This is a genomic window from Paenibacillus naphthalenovorans (genome assembly GCF_001465255.1).
GTDB lineage: Bacteria > Bacillota > Bacilli > Paenibacillales > NBRC-103111 > Paenibacillus_G > Paenibacillus_G naphthalenovorans.
Genome location: NZ_CP013652.1, coordinates 2,711,703 through 2,727,972 on the forward strand (window position 1 = coordinate 2,711,703; position 16,270 = coordinate 2,727,972).

A 16,270-nucleotide genomic window follows, 5' to 3' on the forward strand; every position below is an offset into this window, starting at 1 on the left:
CTATCCTTTTCGTATGCCGTAACGCTGCTTCAGCATACAGATCATCTCTATCACCTGATCGCGTTCAGGCAGCCACAGTCCGGAGGCGGCCCGCTCCATCCCTTCCGGAGTTTGCCGGTCACGGATCACCCGCTTGACGCCGTCGGCAAACTTCGCCGCGGCGCCGCCGCCGATGCCGGTAAGCTCCTCCAAGCTGGCCATGCTCTCCTCCGTTACCCGGGGGTGATCCGAACCGCCGCCCGCTTGATCCGATGCGCGTTGATAAAACTCGCGGGCCAGCCGCGCTTTTTGCCTGCCCGTTCCTTCGGCCACCACAAAAGCCTGCACTACATAAGCGTGCGCTTGACGCCGTTGGGCAATGCCGCAAAATTTGCGCCCGCCGATACTCAGGTCAAAATCACCCGGACAATAGGCGCCCTGGACTTCACCCGTACTCACGCTCGCCCCGGTTTCCTGCAGGGTGAGCCGGATGAGTTCGACCATTCGCTCAAAGTCATCGCGAAAATCAATTTCTCCCTGCCTGCGTTTAGGCAGAATCAGCGATAGATTGACAACGCCGAGATCCAGCGGGACGGCCGCACCGCCGGAATTGCGCACGGCCACGGAATAGCCGTCCCTTTCAAGCCATTCGGCTGCTTTCCCCGCTCCCGGCAAACGGCTGTCGCGCAGGCCCATGACAAACGCCCGGGGATGCCGCCAAAGATGAACAAGCGGCGCTCCGCCCTCGCCGACATGCCTGCACAGCAGCTCCTCCAAGGCAAAAGGATATAGCACATCCGGTTCCGTCAGATCGTTGGACCGATCAAGGATCAGCAGATCGGTGAATTTGCTCATGATCTATCCCCTTTATGTACGTCTCAAAGTCGTCTCAAAATAGATACCCCCTATTGTAAAAGGGAACACTCTCCGTTGCAAGCGGGCATCCGCGTATCCGCCCCCTTTCTCTCAGTCTTTTCGGTCCTCCAACCCCTGAATCGCTGCTTGGCCCCATGGAGCCACTTTCAGGTGAACAATCAACCGGTCCGCCTTCTCCTCCAACGCCTGGCCTGTGTTCTCCGGAACGTAGTATTTTTCAATCCCGTATTTCACGGCAATCGCATCGTCCCAGTTGTAATTGATTCGTCCTTTCAGGACGACCTCGCCCTGCCCGGCGGAGGGCTTCGACCCATAGGCCGCCTTGGCCTCAAACAGCCCATCGGCTCCGGGCGCCGCCACTACAAAAATCGTTTTGCCCCGCTCCGCCCGGCTGCCGGGATCCTTCCATAAGGAGGGATCCAGCCGGCTGATGTCATAACTTAAGGTCACGTAATCCCCATACAGCAGATCTCTGGGATCGACAGGCACCGTTCGGACGCGGACATCCTGACCGAACCAGCCGACGGCATAATACGATACGGCGACTCCGGCCAGCACCAGCGCCTGCAGCAGCACCAGTCCAAACACAAGCAAGGAACGGCGCTTTACCGAAACCGCGCTCCCGTTACTCATGCCGAATCCCCTCCTTCGTATCGTCCAAAACCTGTTTTTTCCGGCGGTTCAGGAACCAGCCAAGCCCGAGAAGAATCATTCCGCCGATGATGAAAAACAGCGATTTGTCCATGAAATCCCAAGTCAATTTGCCATAAGCCACCAGCGTGCTGCAGATGAAGAGCAGCGTGCCGAAGTTGATTTTAAAGCGCCACTCCTGTGCATACCCGCACCATAAAACATACAGCGAGAAAAAGAACAGCGAGAGAAGGTACAGCAATTCGATCCCCGAAGGCATGTAAATAAACGGTACCAGCAATACCCATTCGAACGCGCTTTGAGCTTTTCCGTTCTTCATTTTGCCCGCGAGCGAAACGGCGAACAGAAGCACCAGTGCTCCGATATAAAACAGCGGCTCCGGCCGAAGCTGCTCCATCATCCCGTCTTTCCATTCGCCCGGGAACAGGACCATATACACACCGAATATATACGCGGCTGTAAGCGGCGCCGACTGCAGTGCGTAACCGCCGCGGCGCTCCTCAAGCCAATCGCCCAGCACATAAAGCGACATAGCGGGAATGAACATCCACAGGAACGGAATCTGCCCCGACGTCGTCCACATCAGCAGATGCAGCGTTACGCTGAAGCTGAACAGCCATATCAGAAGATGGCTGCGCCGCTTCCAGACATAAGTCCCAAGTGCCAGCACCAGCAGACCGAAAGCCGTATAGCTGAACGTATCGAACTCGTTGACACTGTACCACTGGGCAATATTGACCAGCAGCAAGCTCAGCAAATATAAATAACGGCTGCGGTAGAGGAATGCTGCCAGCACCCCCGCGGCCGACCACAAAATGAACGTTCCCGCATGGTAAGCTATCAGATGAAACATTTGACCGATGAGGATGATGCCTCCGCCAAAGGTAATAACACCGAGAGCGACAAGTGCGATGCCCAGCTTATCGCTGCCCCTGCGCACCATGATCTCCCCCGCAACGTAGAAGCCCGCCATCGCCGCCATCACCAGGCACAACCGGACGAGCTGCGGAATATCCTGCCAATTGGCCGCAATAAAGCTCAAAATCCCAAGCCCGAGCAGAATGCTTCCGAGAATCGGAAGCAGACCGACGGCATGCTTTTTATCTTCATATAAATCCAGAATCTGATTCGCCTGCTCGCGGGTTACAATTCCCCGCTCGATCCAGAGAGGCGCTTGGTTTTCCACCCATTTTCTGCTCATAAGTCACACCACCTTTTGTCCCGGACCCTGTCTGCCGGCAAGGTCCTGTTCATTTTAGTATATCCAAGCCGGATAAGAACGGAAGTACTAATTTCTTATAGTACCCGTTCATTCGCCTGCGAATTTATTACAGCGTTCGACATTAAATTTACAAAACGCTTATTCTATTTTTATGCCTGCTCCATTATAATGAAGCTAATTAGCACAATACCCGGAGGGAAAGTCCGAATATGATGTCCAGAAGACTCTTTGTCAAACAGATGCTGGCCATCCTCACGTTGATGTCAGGGGGCGCCCTGACTGCATCTCAAATATGGAATGGCGCCTCGGATACATACACTGAAACCAAATCCGGAGGAAATCATTCCCAACAGCCCGAGGCTCGGACGGCTTCCTCCGATCTTTCCGTCCCTGTCCTTTCCTTCTTTCTGCTCAGCGATCTGCACATTTCCGCGGCGGATTCCGTCTTCGACGGCAGACTGCATTTGGCGCTGAAAGACATCAGCAAGTTCGAATCGGATGTGGACACGATCGTGCTGGGAGGCGATTTGACAGACTTCGGCAGAGAGTCGGAGTACAAACGTCTGCAATCGATACTCCATGAGTATAAGCTTCCACCGCTGTACGGGAATATGGGCAACCACGATTATTACGATATATGGCTGAACGCCAAAGGAGCTTTCTCTACGGAGACGATGCCCAACGGCAAAACGGACGCCATGTCACGCGAGCGGTTTATGCGGTTTATCGGGTATAAGGACAAACCTTATCATGAGGTATGGATCAAGGGCGTTCATCTCATCATGCTGTCCCAGGAGACTTACGTTCAGGAAACGCCCGAGGTCGGAGAAGGAGCATGGTATTCCGACGAACAGCTGGCTTGGTTTGAAGAAACGATGAAAGCCCACAAAGACGGGCGGCCCGCTTTTGTCTTTATCCATCAACCGCTTCCGGAGCCGGGCACGGACGGCGGTACGCATCGGTTGATTCGCGCCAAGCGATTCCGCGCCATTCTGGAGCCTTACATCAACGTCTTCGTGCTGTCCGGACACAGTCACCGCAACTTTGTCGGAGAAGACCATTACAACCGGCAGAACACCTTTCACTGGTTCAACAATGCCTCGGTAGGCAAAACAAGGCCCGTCCCCGGTCAATCGGGAACGCCGGTACAGGGAATGTACGTACAGGTATACCCGCATGAAGTCGTGATTCGCGGACGGGAATTCAGTACCCGGACTTGGATCGAAGAAGCGCATTGGAAGGTTCCTCTGCTTCCGGGCAAGTCAACCTGAGCAACGTGCGGCGTGATTGGCCTCCATTCACGATATTGTATTTTATACTTTGGAGGAATAGAAAATGAATTTTGTGGTCACCGGAGGCGCGGGTTTTATTGGCTCACATATCGTGGATGCGCTCATCGATTCGGGACATCGGGTGCATGTTGTCGATAATTTAACGACAGGCCGTCGGGAGAACGTGAATCCCAAGGCAATATTTCATCTTATCGACATTACAGGGGATCAGCTCGGAGCTGTTTTTGAGCAAGCCAAACCGGATATGGTCATTCATCACGCGGCGCAAATCGACGTGCAAACTTCCATGGAGCGTCCGCTGCTCGATGCAAAAGTCAATATTCTGGGTACCCTTGCCCTGCTGGAGCAATGCCGCGAGCATAAAGTGCGCAAACTGATCTATGCTTCTTCTGCCGCTGTGTACGGACCTCCGGAGTATCTTGGAGCGGATGAAGGGCATCCACTCCGCCCGATTTCCTTTTACGGCATTTCCAAGCAAACGCCAGAGCATTACATTGAGATCTTCTCTCATTTATTCGGAATCGATTACACCATATTACGCTATGCCAATGTATATGGAATTCGTCAGGATCCCAAAGGAGAGGGCGGCGTCGTGTCCGTCTTCGTGGATCAGCTGCTGCAAGGACAGCAAACCGTTATTTTCGGGGACGGCGAGCAAACCCGTGATTTCATTTATGTCAAAGATATCGTCAGCGCCAACCTGGCGGCCGTTGAACGCGGGAGCAAAGGAATATACAACATCAGCTGGAATAAGCAGACCTCGGTAAATAATCTGCTGAAGCTAATGAGCGAGCTGTGCGGCAAGCCGTTCGCTCCCCGCTACATGCCTCCGCGCGCCGGCGACATCATCCACAGTCGGCTTGACAACACGGCGGCCAAAGAACAGCTTGGGTGGGAGCCCCGTGTCACGCTGCGCAGCGGACTCCGTGAAACGATTGAATACTACAGCCGCCTCTACGGATCGAACTCATCCTGTCCGCCACAATGATTTGTCTCTTGAGCTCCTCTCATCCTTAGGCTTTCCCGTTCTTCCAGCAATAACCTTTTTCAGACCGGTATGCGTTTCGGTTAGAAAAAGGTTTTTTGGCATGATGTAGGAACTTAAAAGATTTTGTCGAATAAGAAAGAATATACGTTTTTTGATTATACCCTTAAAAGGTGATGTTTTTTGAATCTGATCTGTCAACTTTTGCTTCACATGTTTATTATTATAACACCCGTACTGCTTTACCAGCTTTTTTGGATCGACCGGCTGCAGCGAACAGACGAAAGAAGCAAACATTGGATCGCAGCCGCTATTTGTGCTTTGGTTGCCGTATTCAGTATGTCGTACCCGTTAGAATGGCATCCGGACTACCGCTACGACTTCCGCATGATTCCGCTGGCAGTCTGCTTTTTTTATGCCGGCCCGGTTCCGGCGCTGGGCGTTTCCGCCGTCATCATGGGGTACGGCTGGCACTTGAACAGCTCCGATCTTCATACGCTTCCGATATTATTAAGCTTTATTCTGATATTGCTGTGGTATTGTCAAAAAAGGCTTGGCGATGCGTCCAATCTGCTCCACCCTGTCAAGGGGGCCTTATTGGGACTTGCGATCTCCCTTATATCGGCCTTTGTCGCCCTGTTAACCCAGTGGCTGCAAGGTGTTCCTGTGGGCAGTCATTTCTTCATCTTTTTTTCTTTATACTGTTTAATATTCACGGTCACTTCGATCCTTGTCGTGTATACCATTCGCCAGATAAAGAAAAACCTTGATCTGCGTAAACGAATACAGCACAACGATCAGATGAACATGCTGAGCGAGCTTGCGGCATCGTTTGCCCATGAAATTCGCAATCCGTTGACCGTTGTTCGCGGTTTTGTGCAGATGATGAGCCAAAGCCATTTGCCCGAAGACAAACGCCAATTTTACAACCAACTGGTTTTGGAAGAAATGGACAAAGCCCAATCCATCATCAACGACTACCTGACATTCGCCAAGCCGCAATTCGATGCAACGCAGCTGTTCGATGCCAAGACGGTTATTGCTGCCGCAGTAGAGTCGCTGCAAGCGTATGCCGAGCTTAAAGGAGTGACCATCGAGACGCATTTGCAGGATCAGCTGATGATCAGCGCCAATACGGATAAATTCATGCAGTGCATCGTTTGCTTGTGCAGGAACGGAATTGATTCGATGCCGGGCGGAGGCAAGCTGCAGCTCGTCGGCGTAGTACAGAATCAAACCGTATGTATCGATATCATCGACCACGGCGTCGGGATGACGGCCGACGAGGTAAGGCGGCTGGGGACGCCATATTATTCTACGCGCGTTAAGGGAACAGGACTCGGCATGATGGTTACTTATCGGACCATTCAGAACATTCAGGGCCGCATAGACGTGACAAGCGAAGTAGGAAAAGGCACCTGTTTTTCCATTCTGATCCCTTCCCTGCACTCATCCGCTTATCACTAGACTTACGGAGCAGCAAGAATGTCCATGACTTCCTTGAACAAAGGAACGGACTTGTTGCCGTATCCTTGCGGCACATTCTGTACCAGAACGGCAACGGCGTAACGGGGCTGATCCGCAGGACCATACCCGATGAACCAATGATTTTCTCCCGGCTTCCCGTTCTTCAAGGTCAATTGAGCCGTTCCCGATTTGCCTGCAAGCGGCCATTTGGCCGCCTGCAGCGCCGTACCGGTACCATGGTCTACCACCTCTTTCATCCAAGCGAGCAGCCGCTGTGCCGTATCAGGGCTGATCGGAGCGGCACCTTCCGGTGCAAGCCCTCTTGGAGGGAAAGAGGTATGAAGCCGATCGTTCTGAAACCGGATTTCCTGGACGATGCGCGGCGAGAGTACCTTTCCTTGCGCATATAAGCTTACGACCAGATTGGCCACCTGGAGCGGAGTCACCTGGACATCCCGCTGCCCGATCGCCGTCTGCACTAAAGCCCCCTCATCTCTTTTATCGGTCGAAAGGTGATACACCTGTCCCTTCTCTTCTCCGTCCCACTGCCTGAAGTCCGCTTGTCCCGGCACCGCTCCCGACCAGCCCACGAGAGTCCCCAACCCGAGCTTTTGCGCATATTGCTCCAGCTTCTCCGCGCCGATACGTTTCGCAGCTTCCGCAAAAACGATGTTGCAGGATTGCGCAAAGCCTTCCTCCAGCGTCAAGTGTCCATGTCCCCCCTTTTTCCAGCAGGTGAATCCATACTTTCCAAGCTCTCCGTTGCATTCAAACGTTTCGTCCGGATGCACCGCTTTTTCTTCCAACGCGGCAGCAGCCGTCACTGTTTTGAATATCGAGCCCGGGACGGTTGCTTTTAGTGCTCTATTGCTCCAATGGCCTTCTGTCGGATCGACGTGTCCGGGATGAAACGAAGGACGGCTTGCCATGGCTACCGTATCCGCGTTCCGAATATCCAGCACGACAACCGCTCCTTCCGCAATCCCGAGCCGCTCCATCTGAAATTCAATATGGCTCTGAATGCCTTTGTTCAGTGTCGTAACCATTTTTAGCGGGTAGTAGGGATTGTCGGGCGATATCATTCTCACATCCAAACCGGGTAAAGGCCGCTTCATCCCGTCGGTAAATAAAGAAACCGAGGTAGCTCCGATGCCTTGCAGCCAATAATCAAACGTTTTCTCCAGACCGGCATTCCCGATTTTACTTGTGAGCTGAAGCTCTCCCTTTTGGATTTGGCCTGAAAACTGCTCCATGATCCGCTCCGGATTTTGTCCGATAAAACCGATGACATGACTTGCCGGCTGCTGCTGTGCATATCGCTGCTTGTAGCGCATCACCCGGACATCCGGTAATCCGAGCGCTTCAATCCGCTCTGCCTGGGAATCCGTAAGCGCGACGGGCCGGCCCGATTCGGACCAGATTTCCGGTGATTTCAGCCCTCTGACGAATATATGCCATTCTTTCCCCGGAATTCCCATCCATTCTGCAATCCGGTTCAGCGACTCCTCCCGCCGTCCTCCCGCACTGCCCTCCTCGCGTACAGGAAACACCGTCAGCACCTTCAACTCTTTACCGGTGAGCGGATCGCCGTTCCGGTCAACGAAATCTCCTCTGCCGCTGTCCAGAACTATTCCGTTTTCCCGCTGAATCACAGAGTTCGCCAGTAAATCGATGCCCCTGCCTGTGAAGCTGCGGGTGGCGACGACTTGAATCCAGAATAATCTGATGTTCCAGACGGCCAAAAGACCGACAATCAGAAGTAAAGCAAGGAACATGCGATGCTTTTTCAGCTCGGTTTCGTCATTCATGCCGGAATCTCCTTTAATGCCTGTAATCTAGTAACAGTATGTTCATTTGTCATGAGCTCCAAACGTTTCTTGACGGCGATGGACGGCAAAAAAAAGCCTTTCCCCGCTTACAGGGAAAGGCTTTAGGCTATACCTGGAATTTGGAAAGAGACTCCTTCAACGAATTGGACAGCTCTTCGAGCTTGTCTGACAGCTTCACAAGACTGCTGCTGATGTTCAGCTGTTCCGAGCTTAAGGAAGCAACCTCCTCCGAGGTCGCTGACGATTGCTGCGCCACAGCGCTCACATTCGTCATCGCGTCATTCAATATCATTTGCGAAGATTCCAATTGGCTGATCGATTCCGTCACTTCCGAGAGCCTGTCAATCAACCCGCCCATTTGCGAATCAACCTGCTTGAAGATGGAATCCGCCTCTTTAACGGATTGAATCTGCTCCTGGAATATCGGATAAGCCTGGGAAAGTACGCTTACCGTTTCATCTATCTCCTTTTGTATCTTCTCGGTAATTTCACCCACAACCGCAATCGATTGACGGGACTGATCCGCGAGCTTGCGGATTTCGTCGGCTACCACCATGAATCCTTTGCCTGCCGCACCCGCTCTGGCCGCCTCGATGGTCGCATTTAAGGACAGGATGTTCGTTTGCTTCGTAATATTGTTCAGCATTTCCAGAATTTTTCGGATGGAGCTGGTGCTGTCCTTCAGGTTATCTACCTTCTCCACCATTTCCCGGGTCATCGCTTCCGTCGTATTCGTCTTGCCGATCAACTGGGACATATATTCAATCCCTTGTTTACTCGACTTCTGAACTTCCGATGCGGATGAGCCCATAACGATGTTCGCATCCACCACGTTTTTCATTTGCAAGCCGATGTTGTGGGTTAATTCATTCCCCCGCTCCGATTCCGCAGCCAGGCTGGATGCCCCGTTGGCTATTTCCTCCGTTGCGACGGCGATCTCCTTGGCGGAAATGGCCGTCTGCTTCGAAGCCTCGGACAATTCACCGGCGGTATTGAGCACATCCTGCGCAGACTGATTGGTTTGCTGCACGAGTCCGGTGATTTTCTCCATCATTTGATTGAAGCTTTCACCCAGCTGGCCGATTTCATCATTCCGTTTGACCGTCATCCGGACTCTTAAATCTCCCTGCTCTCCCTGTTTCATCAAGTTCCGGAGCATAATGATCGGCCTTCCGATCATTTGGGCGATAAAATAACCGATGATGACTGAAATCACCGCTGCGACAGCGGTCATCAGCCAAGTCATATTGGATATCGTTTTGGCGTCTTTGACTAGCTCGTCCACAGGCATCTCGCCCACGAGCAGCCAATGGTTCTTTTGGGATTTGTAGTACACCAGCTGCATGTTTTTATTGTCGCTGAGCAGCCTGCCCATGTCATTTTCAAACGATTCCTTGGCAACGCCGAGATTGCTGTCATTTCCGATGGTCGTCCGATCTGCATGATAAATCAATTCCATATTCGGACCGGCAATAATCGTTCTTCCGCCTTCGCCCATATTAATGGAGCTTAATTCTTTATCAATGACGTCCAGATTGATCTCCATCAACAAGACCACATGATAATCGTTGGTAACCTTCAACAGCCGTCCCAATGCGAAGCTGGCCGCACCGGGGACTCCGACGTTTTGTGAGAATCCGCCCTGCTTGGTCCCCAGCCAGGAAACGGCTCCGTTGTTGTCCAGGATAGATTTGAACCAGCTTTCTTGTCCCAAGCCCTCGCTTTTAAGGGTGCCTCCTGACCCTGCCAACGGATCTCCGGCGGAATTCATTAATTGTATGGAGGTAATGGCTTTATTCGAATATGAATATACGTTTAGCCTTTCTCCAAGCTTTTGACGAAGCACGAGATATTCATAGCTGTTTTTGTCTAGCTGATTCAACTCCTTCAGCACGTTCCTCAGATCTTCGTCGATTAAAATTTGCATGGATAAATCTTCATATGTATTGTACAGAATATCCAGCTTTTGCCCCGCTTGAACAATCGTCTGTTCGGAGGCTTCGGCCACCTTTCTTTGAATCACGTCTTTGGAAATGAAATAAGAAATGAAACCCACGCTCAAGACGAAAAACCAGATACTCAAAAGAAAAATGATAAACAGCTTTGTTCCAACCGATTTGAACAAGTTATTCAACCTGATCCCCTTTATCGCATCGATGGCACGTGAAGCATTGGGCGCCCCTTGACGGTTACGCCTGTTGGAAAATTTCAAACGAATCTGTGCTGTAAATGCTTTGCCGGCTTTTTGCAGGCTGGCTTTGAGTGAAGACCAGTAGTTCTTCACAGAGACCACCACCTAGATTTGGTATAGTTAGCTGAATGTGTAAAAACACAACTTGTACGTATTCGACAAGTTTAGCCATAATCCTTTTCTTTTTCCTGCATAATTCAAAAAAATATAGTTCTATCGCCCCAATCTAATAAAAGAGTTTTCCAGCGAATATGACAAAAAACACAGCTGACTTATTATATATCGGGACAAATCAACAAAAAATTTATAGTCTTTTTAGACTATCAATAAAAACCAGCCAATGGTTTGTCAATACTTTTGATTGCTTGACAGATAAATAGTTTGTATACTATTTTCTAAGCATGACAAATAAACCTCCATACAATGGAAGTTTATGGTTGTTTATACTTATAATTGGTGTTTTATGAAGTGTAGGGTGCCCTTTTTTTAGCAAAGCGTAGACGTGATGTAATAACTTGTTGGCGCAAGCGATCACGGCTACTTTACGGGGCTTGCCCTCACTTTTTTTCTTGCTACGCGTTGTCGGTTCGACGTATGATCGAACCGGAGAGTGTGTTTGGACAAATGAAAAACAACCGGAACTTCCGGCGTCTCCTGCTTCGCGGCTTGCCCAAAGTGAGCCTGGAGGTCGGGTGGCTTTCCCTTGCCCATAATTTATTAAAGTGAGCGGCGATGAACCAAAAAGGTCGAGTAAGAGAGTACGTATAGCCCCCTACTCGACCTTTTTTTCTGTATGGAAACGAGAAGTTAAGAAAACAGGGCCGTCCCTGCGTAGCTAAAAGCTACTTATGGGACGGCCCCTTTTATGCCATACCTTCTGTTTATTTGCCTATCTTCTTTCTCATCAGATCCAGCGGTTGAACCGGCCGGTCCACCTTCATTCGAATAAGCTGCAGCGGGTGGCGTGCCGCATCAATCGGTTGACCGTCCTCCGTACGCAGCTCGGGAACGATCTGCTTAAAGAACGTTCCCTTGGGTCCGAAAAACTCCACCTCTTGACCCGGTTTAAAATGGTTGCGCTGCTGTATGAGCGCCGTTTGCGTATTGGCATCGTAATCCGTAACTACGCCAACAAAATCGTACGGCGCAGCCTTGTCCTCCGGCTCAAAGATATGGTCTTCGTGGTCCGGCTCGCCATAGAAGAAGCCTGTGTTCAGCGGCCGGTTAGCCGCTTTTTGAATCTCGTAAAGCCATTCCGGTTTCATCTCGTAATGCTCCGGATCGGCAAAATACGCATCAATCGCCTGTCGATAAGCGTTCACTACCGTTGCCACATAGTGTACGCTCTTCATCCGTCCTTCGATCTTGAAGCTGTCGACGCCCGCACGAATCAGTTCCGGCACATGCTCGATCATACACAAATCCTTGGAGCTCATGGAGAACGGGTTGTCTCCTTCCTGGAACAGCGGGATCTCCTTCATGCCGATCTCCTGCTCCACATCCTCTTGAGACGTGAACAAATCGTACTTCCAGCGGCACGACTGACAGCACCCGCCGCGGTTGGAATCGCGGTCGGTAAAATGGTTCGAGAGCACACAGCGGCCCGAGTAGGAGCTGCACATCGCGCCATGCACGAATACCTCGATTTCGATATCCACATGTTTTTTGATCTCCAGGATCTCTTCCATCGTAGCTTCCCTGGCCAATACGACACGGTCCACTCCGTCTTCCTTCCAGAACTGTACGGCCTGACGGTTCATCGTGGACTGCTGCGTGCTTAGATGAATCTCAAGCCGCGGCGCCACGCGTTTGCACGTTTCGATAATGACCGGATCCGCAACGATGATGGCATGAACCCCGGCATCCTGAATTCCCTTTAAATATTCTTCGAGACCAGGCAAATCCTCGTTATGAGCAAAAATGTTGGTAGCCACAAATACTTTGGCCCCGTACTTTTCGGCAAACTTGACGCCTTCCCGCATCTCTTCGAACGTAAAGTTGTCCGCATTCGAACGAAGACCGTACTGCTGGCCGCCGATATATACCGCATCCGCACCGTAATGGACGGCAAATTTTAACTTCTCCAAGCTGCCCGCCGGCGCCAGCAGCTCCGGCTTCTCGAGCCGGATGCGCTTGCCCAGCAGATCCTGCTGCAATAATGTCATCATTTCCACCTCGCTTTGATTTCTTTTGATCGATTTAATACACTTGCTCTTTAAAGAAAAACCCGTAAGAAAGCTCACGCCGAGGATCCTGCAGCGCGCGGATCGCGTCCAGCCACTCTTCATTGAATTCGTAGCGTTCCGGATCCGCGACATAAGCGTCGATCGCTTGCCGGTAGCTTCGGATCACCGTTTCATTGTACTCGGCGGATTTGAGCAGCCCCTCCACCTTGAAGCTGTCGATTTCGCCCTCCATCAGCTCGTGAAGACTATCCAGCATGCAGATATCATCCGAGCTCATAATGTGCGTACCGTTCTCATCCTCATAAACCGGATAACGTTCGTCCTGGCGTTCCTGTTCGATCAGGAACAGCCCTTCTTCCATTCCCAGCGACAACTTTTGCAGTTCCTCGGGCCTTCCCCGATGCTCTTTATAAATCGTGAGCAGGCTCCGCTTGGAATGATAAATATTCGTCATGCCGTGCACCTGTACCTGCACTTCCATTTCATCGGCCAGCTGCCGCTTGATATCGATCGTCTCCTCCAGGTTCAGTTCGCGGGCCAGCACCATCCGTACGGCGCCCTTACGTCTCCAGTACCGGGCGGTGGCATAATTCGTAGATGTCATCTCCGCGTTCCAATGCAGCGGCATCCCGGGTGCGGCGCTGCGGACAGCCATTAACACAGCCGGATCGCCGAAGACAAGCGCATCGGGCCCGATCTCTTGCAGCTTGCTCAAATAAGCCTCCAAATCGGGAAGCACACCATTATCCATAATATTATTTACCGCGACATACACTTTAGCCCCATGCCCGTGAGCCCAGGGAACAAGCCTGCGAAGCTCCTCTGTTGTCACTTCTCCCGGGAGCCGTATGCCAAACTTGTGCTCGCCGACAACCACGGCGTCCGCTCCGGCTTTAATGTAGCGCTGAGCCTCTTCGGCGGAGCCTGAGGAGATCAAAAGCTCGGGTTTCTTCATCTTCAGCCTCACCTGCTTTATCTAGAATCACGGATTGCCCGTCTTGTTGCTCTCGGCAATATTTTTATTATGCTGCTCGAACGTTTCGGCGAACAAATGCCTCCTGGTCCCGTCCTTCTTGGTCACATAAAACAAATAGTTGGTCTCTGCCGGATAAATGGCCGCCTGAATGGAAGCAAGACTCGGGCTTGCAATCGGGCCTGGCGGAAGCCCCTTATTCAAATACGTGTTGTATGGGCTTTCGATAAGCAAATCCTGGAAAAGCAGCCGTTCCCTTTGTTTATCGAATAAATATTGAACCGTGGCGTCAATTTGCAGCGGCATGCCTTGCTTTAGACGGTTATGAATAATTCCGCTGACAATAGGCCGCTCTTCGTCCACCACCACTTCCCTTTCAATCAGCGATGCGATGGTCAGCATCTGATGGAACGTCAAATTTCGCTGCGCCATGACTTCTTTCCAGTCCTGCGGCAGCTGGGCGAGCCGTTTGTCGAGCTCCTGCATCATCGAGGCGATCATCTCATTCGCATCGGCGTCCTTCTTCCATTCATACGTCTCGGGAAACAGATATCCCTCAAGCCGATAACGGATGGATGCATCCTCCGGAATAGACGCTCCAACCGTTCCTTCCGCAGCTTTATAGCTTTGCGCCGCCTGGAGGAAGGCCGTGCTGTCCATTCCGTGTTCCGCCTCCAGCTTCTCGGCGATCTGCCGCAGCGTAAAACCCTCAGGAACGGTAAGCCGCAGTCCCGCTTCCTTGACCGTCTCTCCCCGATTCAGCTGACCGATAATCTCATCCGGCGAGATCCCCGGCGTCATGTCGTATTCTCCCGCCTGGAAGCGTGCGCCCTCCCGCTTATACTTCAGGTACCATGTAAAAATGCGGGCATTGCGCACGATCCCCTTTTGTTCGAGCTCCAGAGCCAGCTGCGCCACTCCGGTTCCCGGAGGGAAAGAAATCCGCTGCGCTTCCGCCGATGGCGGCATGGGCTCCAACGCTTTCACCACATATAAAGCAAGACCGGCTCCGGCCCCGGCCATCAGGAATATAATAATAATCAGTCCCGATAAGACGATACGTTTCATCGACCTTCTTCTCTCCACAATGATGCTATCCCGCCCCTTCTTCAAGCCCGGCAAAACAAACGAAAAAGAGCGGATTATCTCCGCTCCAGGCAACGCATTAGGTAAAAAGTTGTATGCTTACAACTGTTCGTCAGCCGGAAAAGTCCATTCGTCGAAGAGCTCGGAGATATTCTCCCATTCATCGTCGTCTTCGATCGTTTCGAGCTCCAGTTCTCCATCGTCCTTGCGTGATACGCGGTACACTTCCGGCTCGTCATCCTTGCCTGGCTTCGCTTTTTCCAGCATAGCATAGGCCTGACCGTTTACGATCAGCTCGGAGACGATGCGGTAAACAACGGATTCCTGATGCTCGTCATACAAAATAATATCATTTCCGTAGACTTCCCGCAACTGACGTGTAGGTTCGGCTTCCGACATGCGGTTCAAATGAAGGCCTCCTTTCGCAGATTACTTGGACTCTTCCTCATCTTCGTCGAATTCGTCCATCAGCGTATTGAAGGTTTCCTCCACGATATTCCATTCGTCTTCATCTTCAATCGTATACAGCTGCAGGTCGTCGCCGTCTTCTTCATAACGGAACGCATACACTTCGTCGGATTCCTCATCGGCATCGACAGGAACAACCATCATGTACTTATTGTCCGAGCCGTCCACTTCAAATTTCATGATCACTTCAAATTCTTCTTCATTGCCTTCATCATCGGGAATATAAATAATTTCCGGCTCTTCAAGCACTTGTTCCTGATTGGAACCTTGATCCTTCTGGGACACAGTCCATCACCTCTTCGAGTAAGATTGGGAATCCATGAATCCTTGCAAAATGAGTGCAGCAGCCATCTTGTCAACGACCTGTTTCCGTTTCTTGCGGCTGACGTCCGCCTCCAGCAGCGTTCGCTGCGCCGCAGCCGTCGTCAGCCGTTCGTCCCACAAATGCACCGGCATTTGTAGGGTTTCATGCAGTTCTTTAGAAAATGCGATGCAAATTTCCCCACGGGGTCCGATCGTGTTGTTCATATTTTTCGGAAGCCCGACCACAACTTCCGTTACCCCGTACTGCTGAACCAACGCTTTGATACGGTCCATATCCCGCTGTGCCGTCGTTCGGCGGATCACCTCAAGCCCTTGTGCCGTCCAGCCGAGCTCATCACTGACAGCGACACCGATCGTCTTGTCACCGTAATCTAATCCCATGTAACGCATAGCTGCTCCAATCGGCCTGTCTGCACCTTAAGATTTATACTGTTGGAGATAAGAACGAACGAGCTCCTCGATCAGTTCATCTCTCTCCCGCTTGCGGATGATGCTCCTTGCATTGTTGTGACGTGGGATATAGGCCGGATCGCCGGAAAGCAGATAACCGACGATTTGGTTGATCGGGTTGTAGCCTTTTTCCTGAAGCGCGTCAAACACCGTTAAAATGACCTCTTTGGGTGATGTCTCGATCTCTTCCGCCTTGACGTTATATTTCATCGTTTTATCCATTGAACTCATCTGGAAAAGCACCCCCCTGTATTCATCATAACCCACATATTCCACATATTCGCCATTTGC

Annotated in this window: 15 protein-coding genes and 1 pseudogene; 4 read left to right on the top strand and 12 right to left on the bottom strand. The window is 51.5% G+C overall.

Features of this window, described 5'->3' with window-relative positions; genetic code table 11:
- The 3 genes from IJ22_RS13430 to IJ22_RS13440 form a co-directional block, all read right to left on the bottom strand.
- Positions 1–834: a lipoate--protein ligase family protein gene (locus IJ22_RS13430; protein WP_054820173.1), complete on the bottom strand. Its 834-nt coding sequence runs from the start codon at positions 832–834 to the stop codon at positions 1–3.
- A gap of 111 nt (positions 835–945) precedes the next feature.
- Positions 946–1,488 (bottom strand): GDYXXLXY domain-containing protein, encoded by a 543-nt coding sequence (locus IJ22_RS13435; RefSeq protein ID WP_082660804.1) that lies wholly within the window; start codon positions 1,486–1,488, stop codon positions 946–948.
- Complete coding sequence (locus tag IJ22_RS13440; RefSeq protein WP_054820174.1) at positions 1,481–2,707, bottom strand: DUF2157 domain-containing protein; 1,227 nt, start codon at positions 2,705–2,707, stop codon at positions 1,481–1,483. The genes IJ22_RS13435 and IJ22_RS13440 overlap by 8 nt, the downstream gene beginning before the upstream one ends.
- Before the next feature lie 230 nt (positions 2,708–2,937).
- Between IJ22_RS13440 and IJ22_RS13445 the strand changes: the two genes are divergently transcribed.
- The 3 genes from IJ22_RS13445 to IJ22_RS13455 all read left to right on the top strand — a co-directional run bounded on the left by IJ22_RS13445 (position 2,938) and on the right by IJ22_RS13455 (position 6,472).
- Positions 2,938–3,999 carry a metallophosphoesterase family protein gene (locus IJ22_RS13445; protein WP_062409190.1) on the top strand — a complete coding sequence of 354 codons (1,062 nt, stop codon included), beginning with the start codon at positions 2,938–2,940 and terminating at the stop codon, positions 3,997–3,999.
- A 64-nt stretch (positions 4,000–4,063) separates the two neighbouring features.
- Positions 4,064–5,008: an NAD-dependent epimerase/dehydratase family protein gene (locus IJ22_RS13450; protein WP_054820175.1), complete on the top strand. Its 945-nt coding sequence runs from the start codon at positions 4,064–4,066 to the stop codon at positions 5,006–5,008.
- A 180-nt stretch (positions 5,009–5,188) separates the two neighbouring features.
- Positions 5,189–6,472, top strand: a complete 1,284-nt coding sequence (locus IJ22_RS13455) for an ATP-binding protein (protein ID WP_062409191.1) — start codon at positions 5,189–5,191, stop codon at positions 6,470–6,472.
- A gap of 2 nt (positions 6,473–6,474) precedes the next feature.
- On the opposite strand, the gene IJ22_RS13460 is transcribed toward IJ22_RS13455, so the two are convergent.
- Positions 6,475–8,280 carry a peptidoglycan D,D-transpeptidase FtsI family protein gene (locus IJ22_RS13460; RefSeq protein ID WP_062409192.1) on the bottom strand — a complete coding sequence of 602 codons (1,806 nt, stop codon included), beginning with the start codon at positions 8,278–8,280 and terminating at the stop codon, positions 6,475–6,477.
- Between the two features lie 127 nt (positions 8,281–8,407).
- Positions 8,408–10,585 (bottom strand): methyl-accepting chemotaxis protein, encoded by a 2,178-nt coding sequence (locus IJ22_RS13465; RefSeq protein ID WP_235594125.1) that lies wholly within the window; start codon positions 10,583–10,585, stop codon positions 8,408–8,410.
- Between the two features lie 480 nt (positions 10,586–11,065).
- Between IJ22_RS13465 and IJ22_RS25770 the strand changes: the two are divergent.
- Positions 11,066–11,218, top strand: a pseudogene (locus IJ22_RS25770) (transposase); the annotation flags it as partial.
- A gap of 155 nt (positions 11,219–11,373) precedes the next feature.
- Here the strand turns inward: IJ22_RS25770 and IJ22_RS13470 are convergent.
- From IJ22_RS13470 to IJ22_RS13500, 7 genes are all read right to left on the bottom strand, one after another.
- On the bottom strand, positions 11,374–12,657 hold the full coding sequence (locus IJ22_RS13470) for a peptidase U32 family protein (protein ID WP_062409193.1): 1,284 nt from the start codon (positions 12,655–12,657) through the stop codon (positions 11,374–11,376).
- A 34-nt stretch (positions 12,658–12,691) separates the two neighbouring features.
- On the bottom strand, positions 12,692–13,633 hold the full coding sequence (locus tag IJ22_RS13475) for a peptidase U32 family protein (protein WP_054818998.1): 942 nt from the start codon (positions 13,631–13,633) through the stop codon (positions 12,692–12,694).
- 27 nt (positions 13,634–13,660) lie between these two features.
- The gene (mltG, locus tag IJ22_RS13480) at positions 13,661–14,719 is read right to left on the bottom strand and encodes an endolytic transglycosylase MltG (protein WP_082660806.1); all 1,059 of its coding nucleotides are present in this window, start codon (positions 14,717–14,719) and stop codon (positions 13,661–13,663) included.
- A gap of 117 nt (positions 14,720–14,836) precedes the next feature.
- On the bottom strand, positions 14,837–15,136 hold the full coding sequence (locus IJ22_RS13485; RefSeq protein WP_373864973.1) for a DUF1292 domain-containing protein: 300 nt from the start codon (positions 15,134–15,136) through the stop codon (positions 14,837–14,839).
- 30 nt (positions 15,137–15,166) lie between these two features.
- On the bottom strand, positions 15,167–15,490 hold the full coding sequence (locus tag IJ22_RS13490; RefSeq protein ID WP_054819000.1) for a DUF1292 domain-containing protein: 324 nt from the start codon (positions 15,488–15,490) through the stop codon (positions 15,167–15,169).
- A 6-nt stretch (positions 15,491–15,496) separates the two neighbouring features.
- On the bottom strand, positions 15,497–15,919 hold the full coding sequence (gene ruvX / locus IJ22_RS13495; protein ID WP_054819001.1) for a Holliday junction resolvase RuvX: 423 nt from the start codon (positions 15,917–15,919) through the stop codon (positions 15,497–15,499).
- A 27-nt stretch (positions 15,920–15,946) separates the two neighbouring features.
- Complete coding sequence (locus IJ22_RS13500; RefSeq protein ID WP_054819016.1) at positions 15,947–16,210, bottom strand: IreB family regulatory phosphoprotein; 264 nt, start codon at positions 16,208–16,210, stop codon at positions 15,947–15,949.
- Positions 16,211–16,270 lie beyond the last annotated feature (60 nt).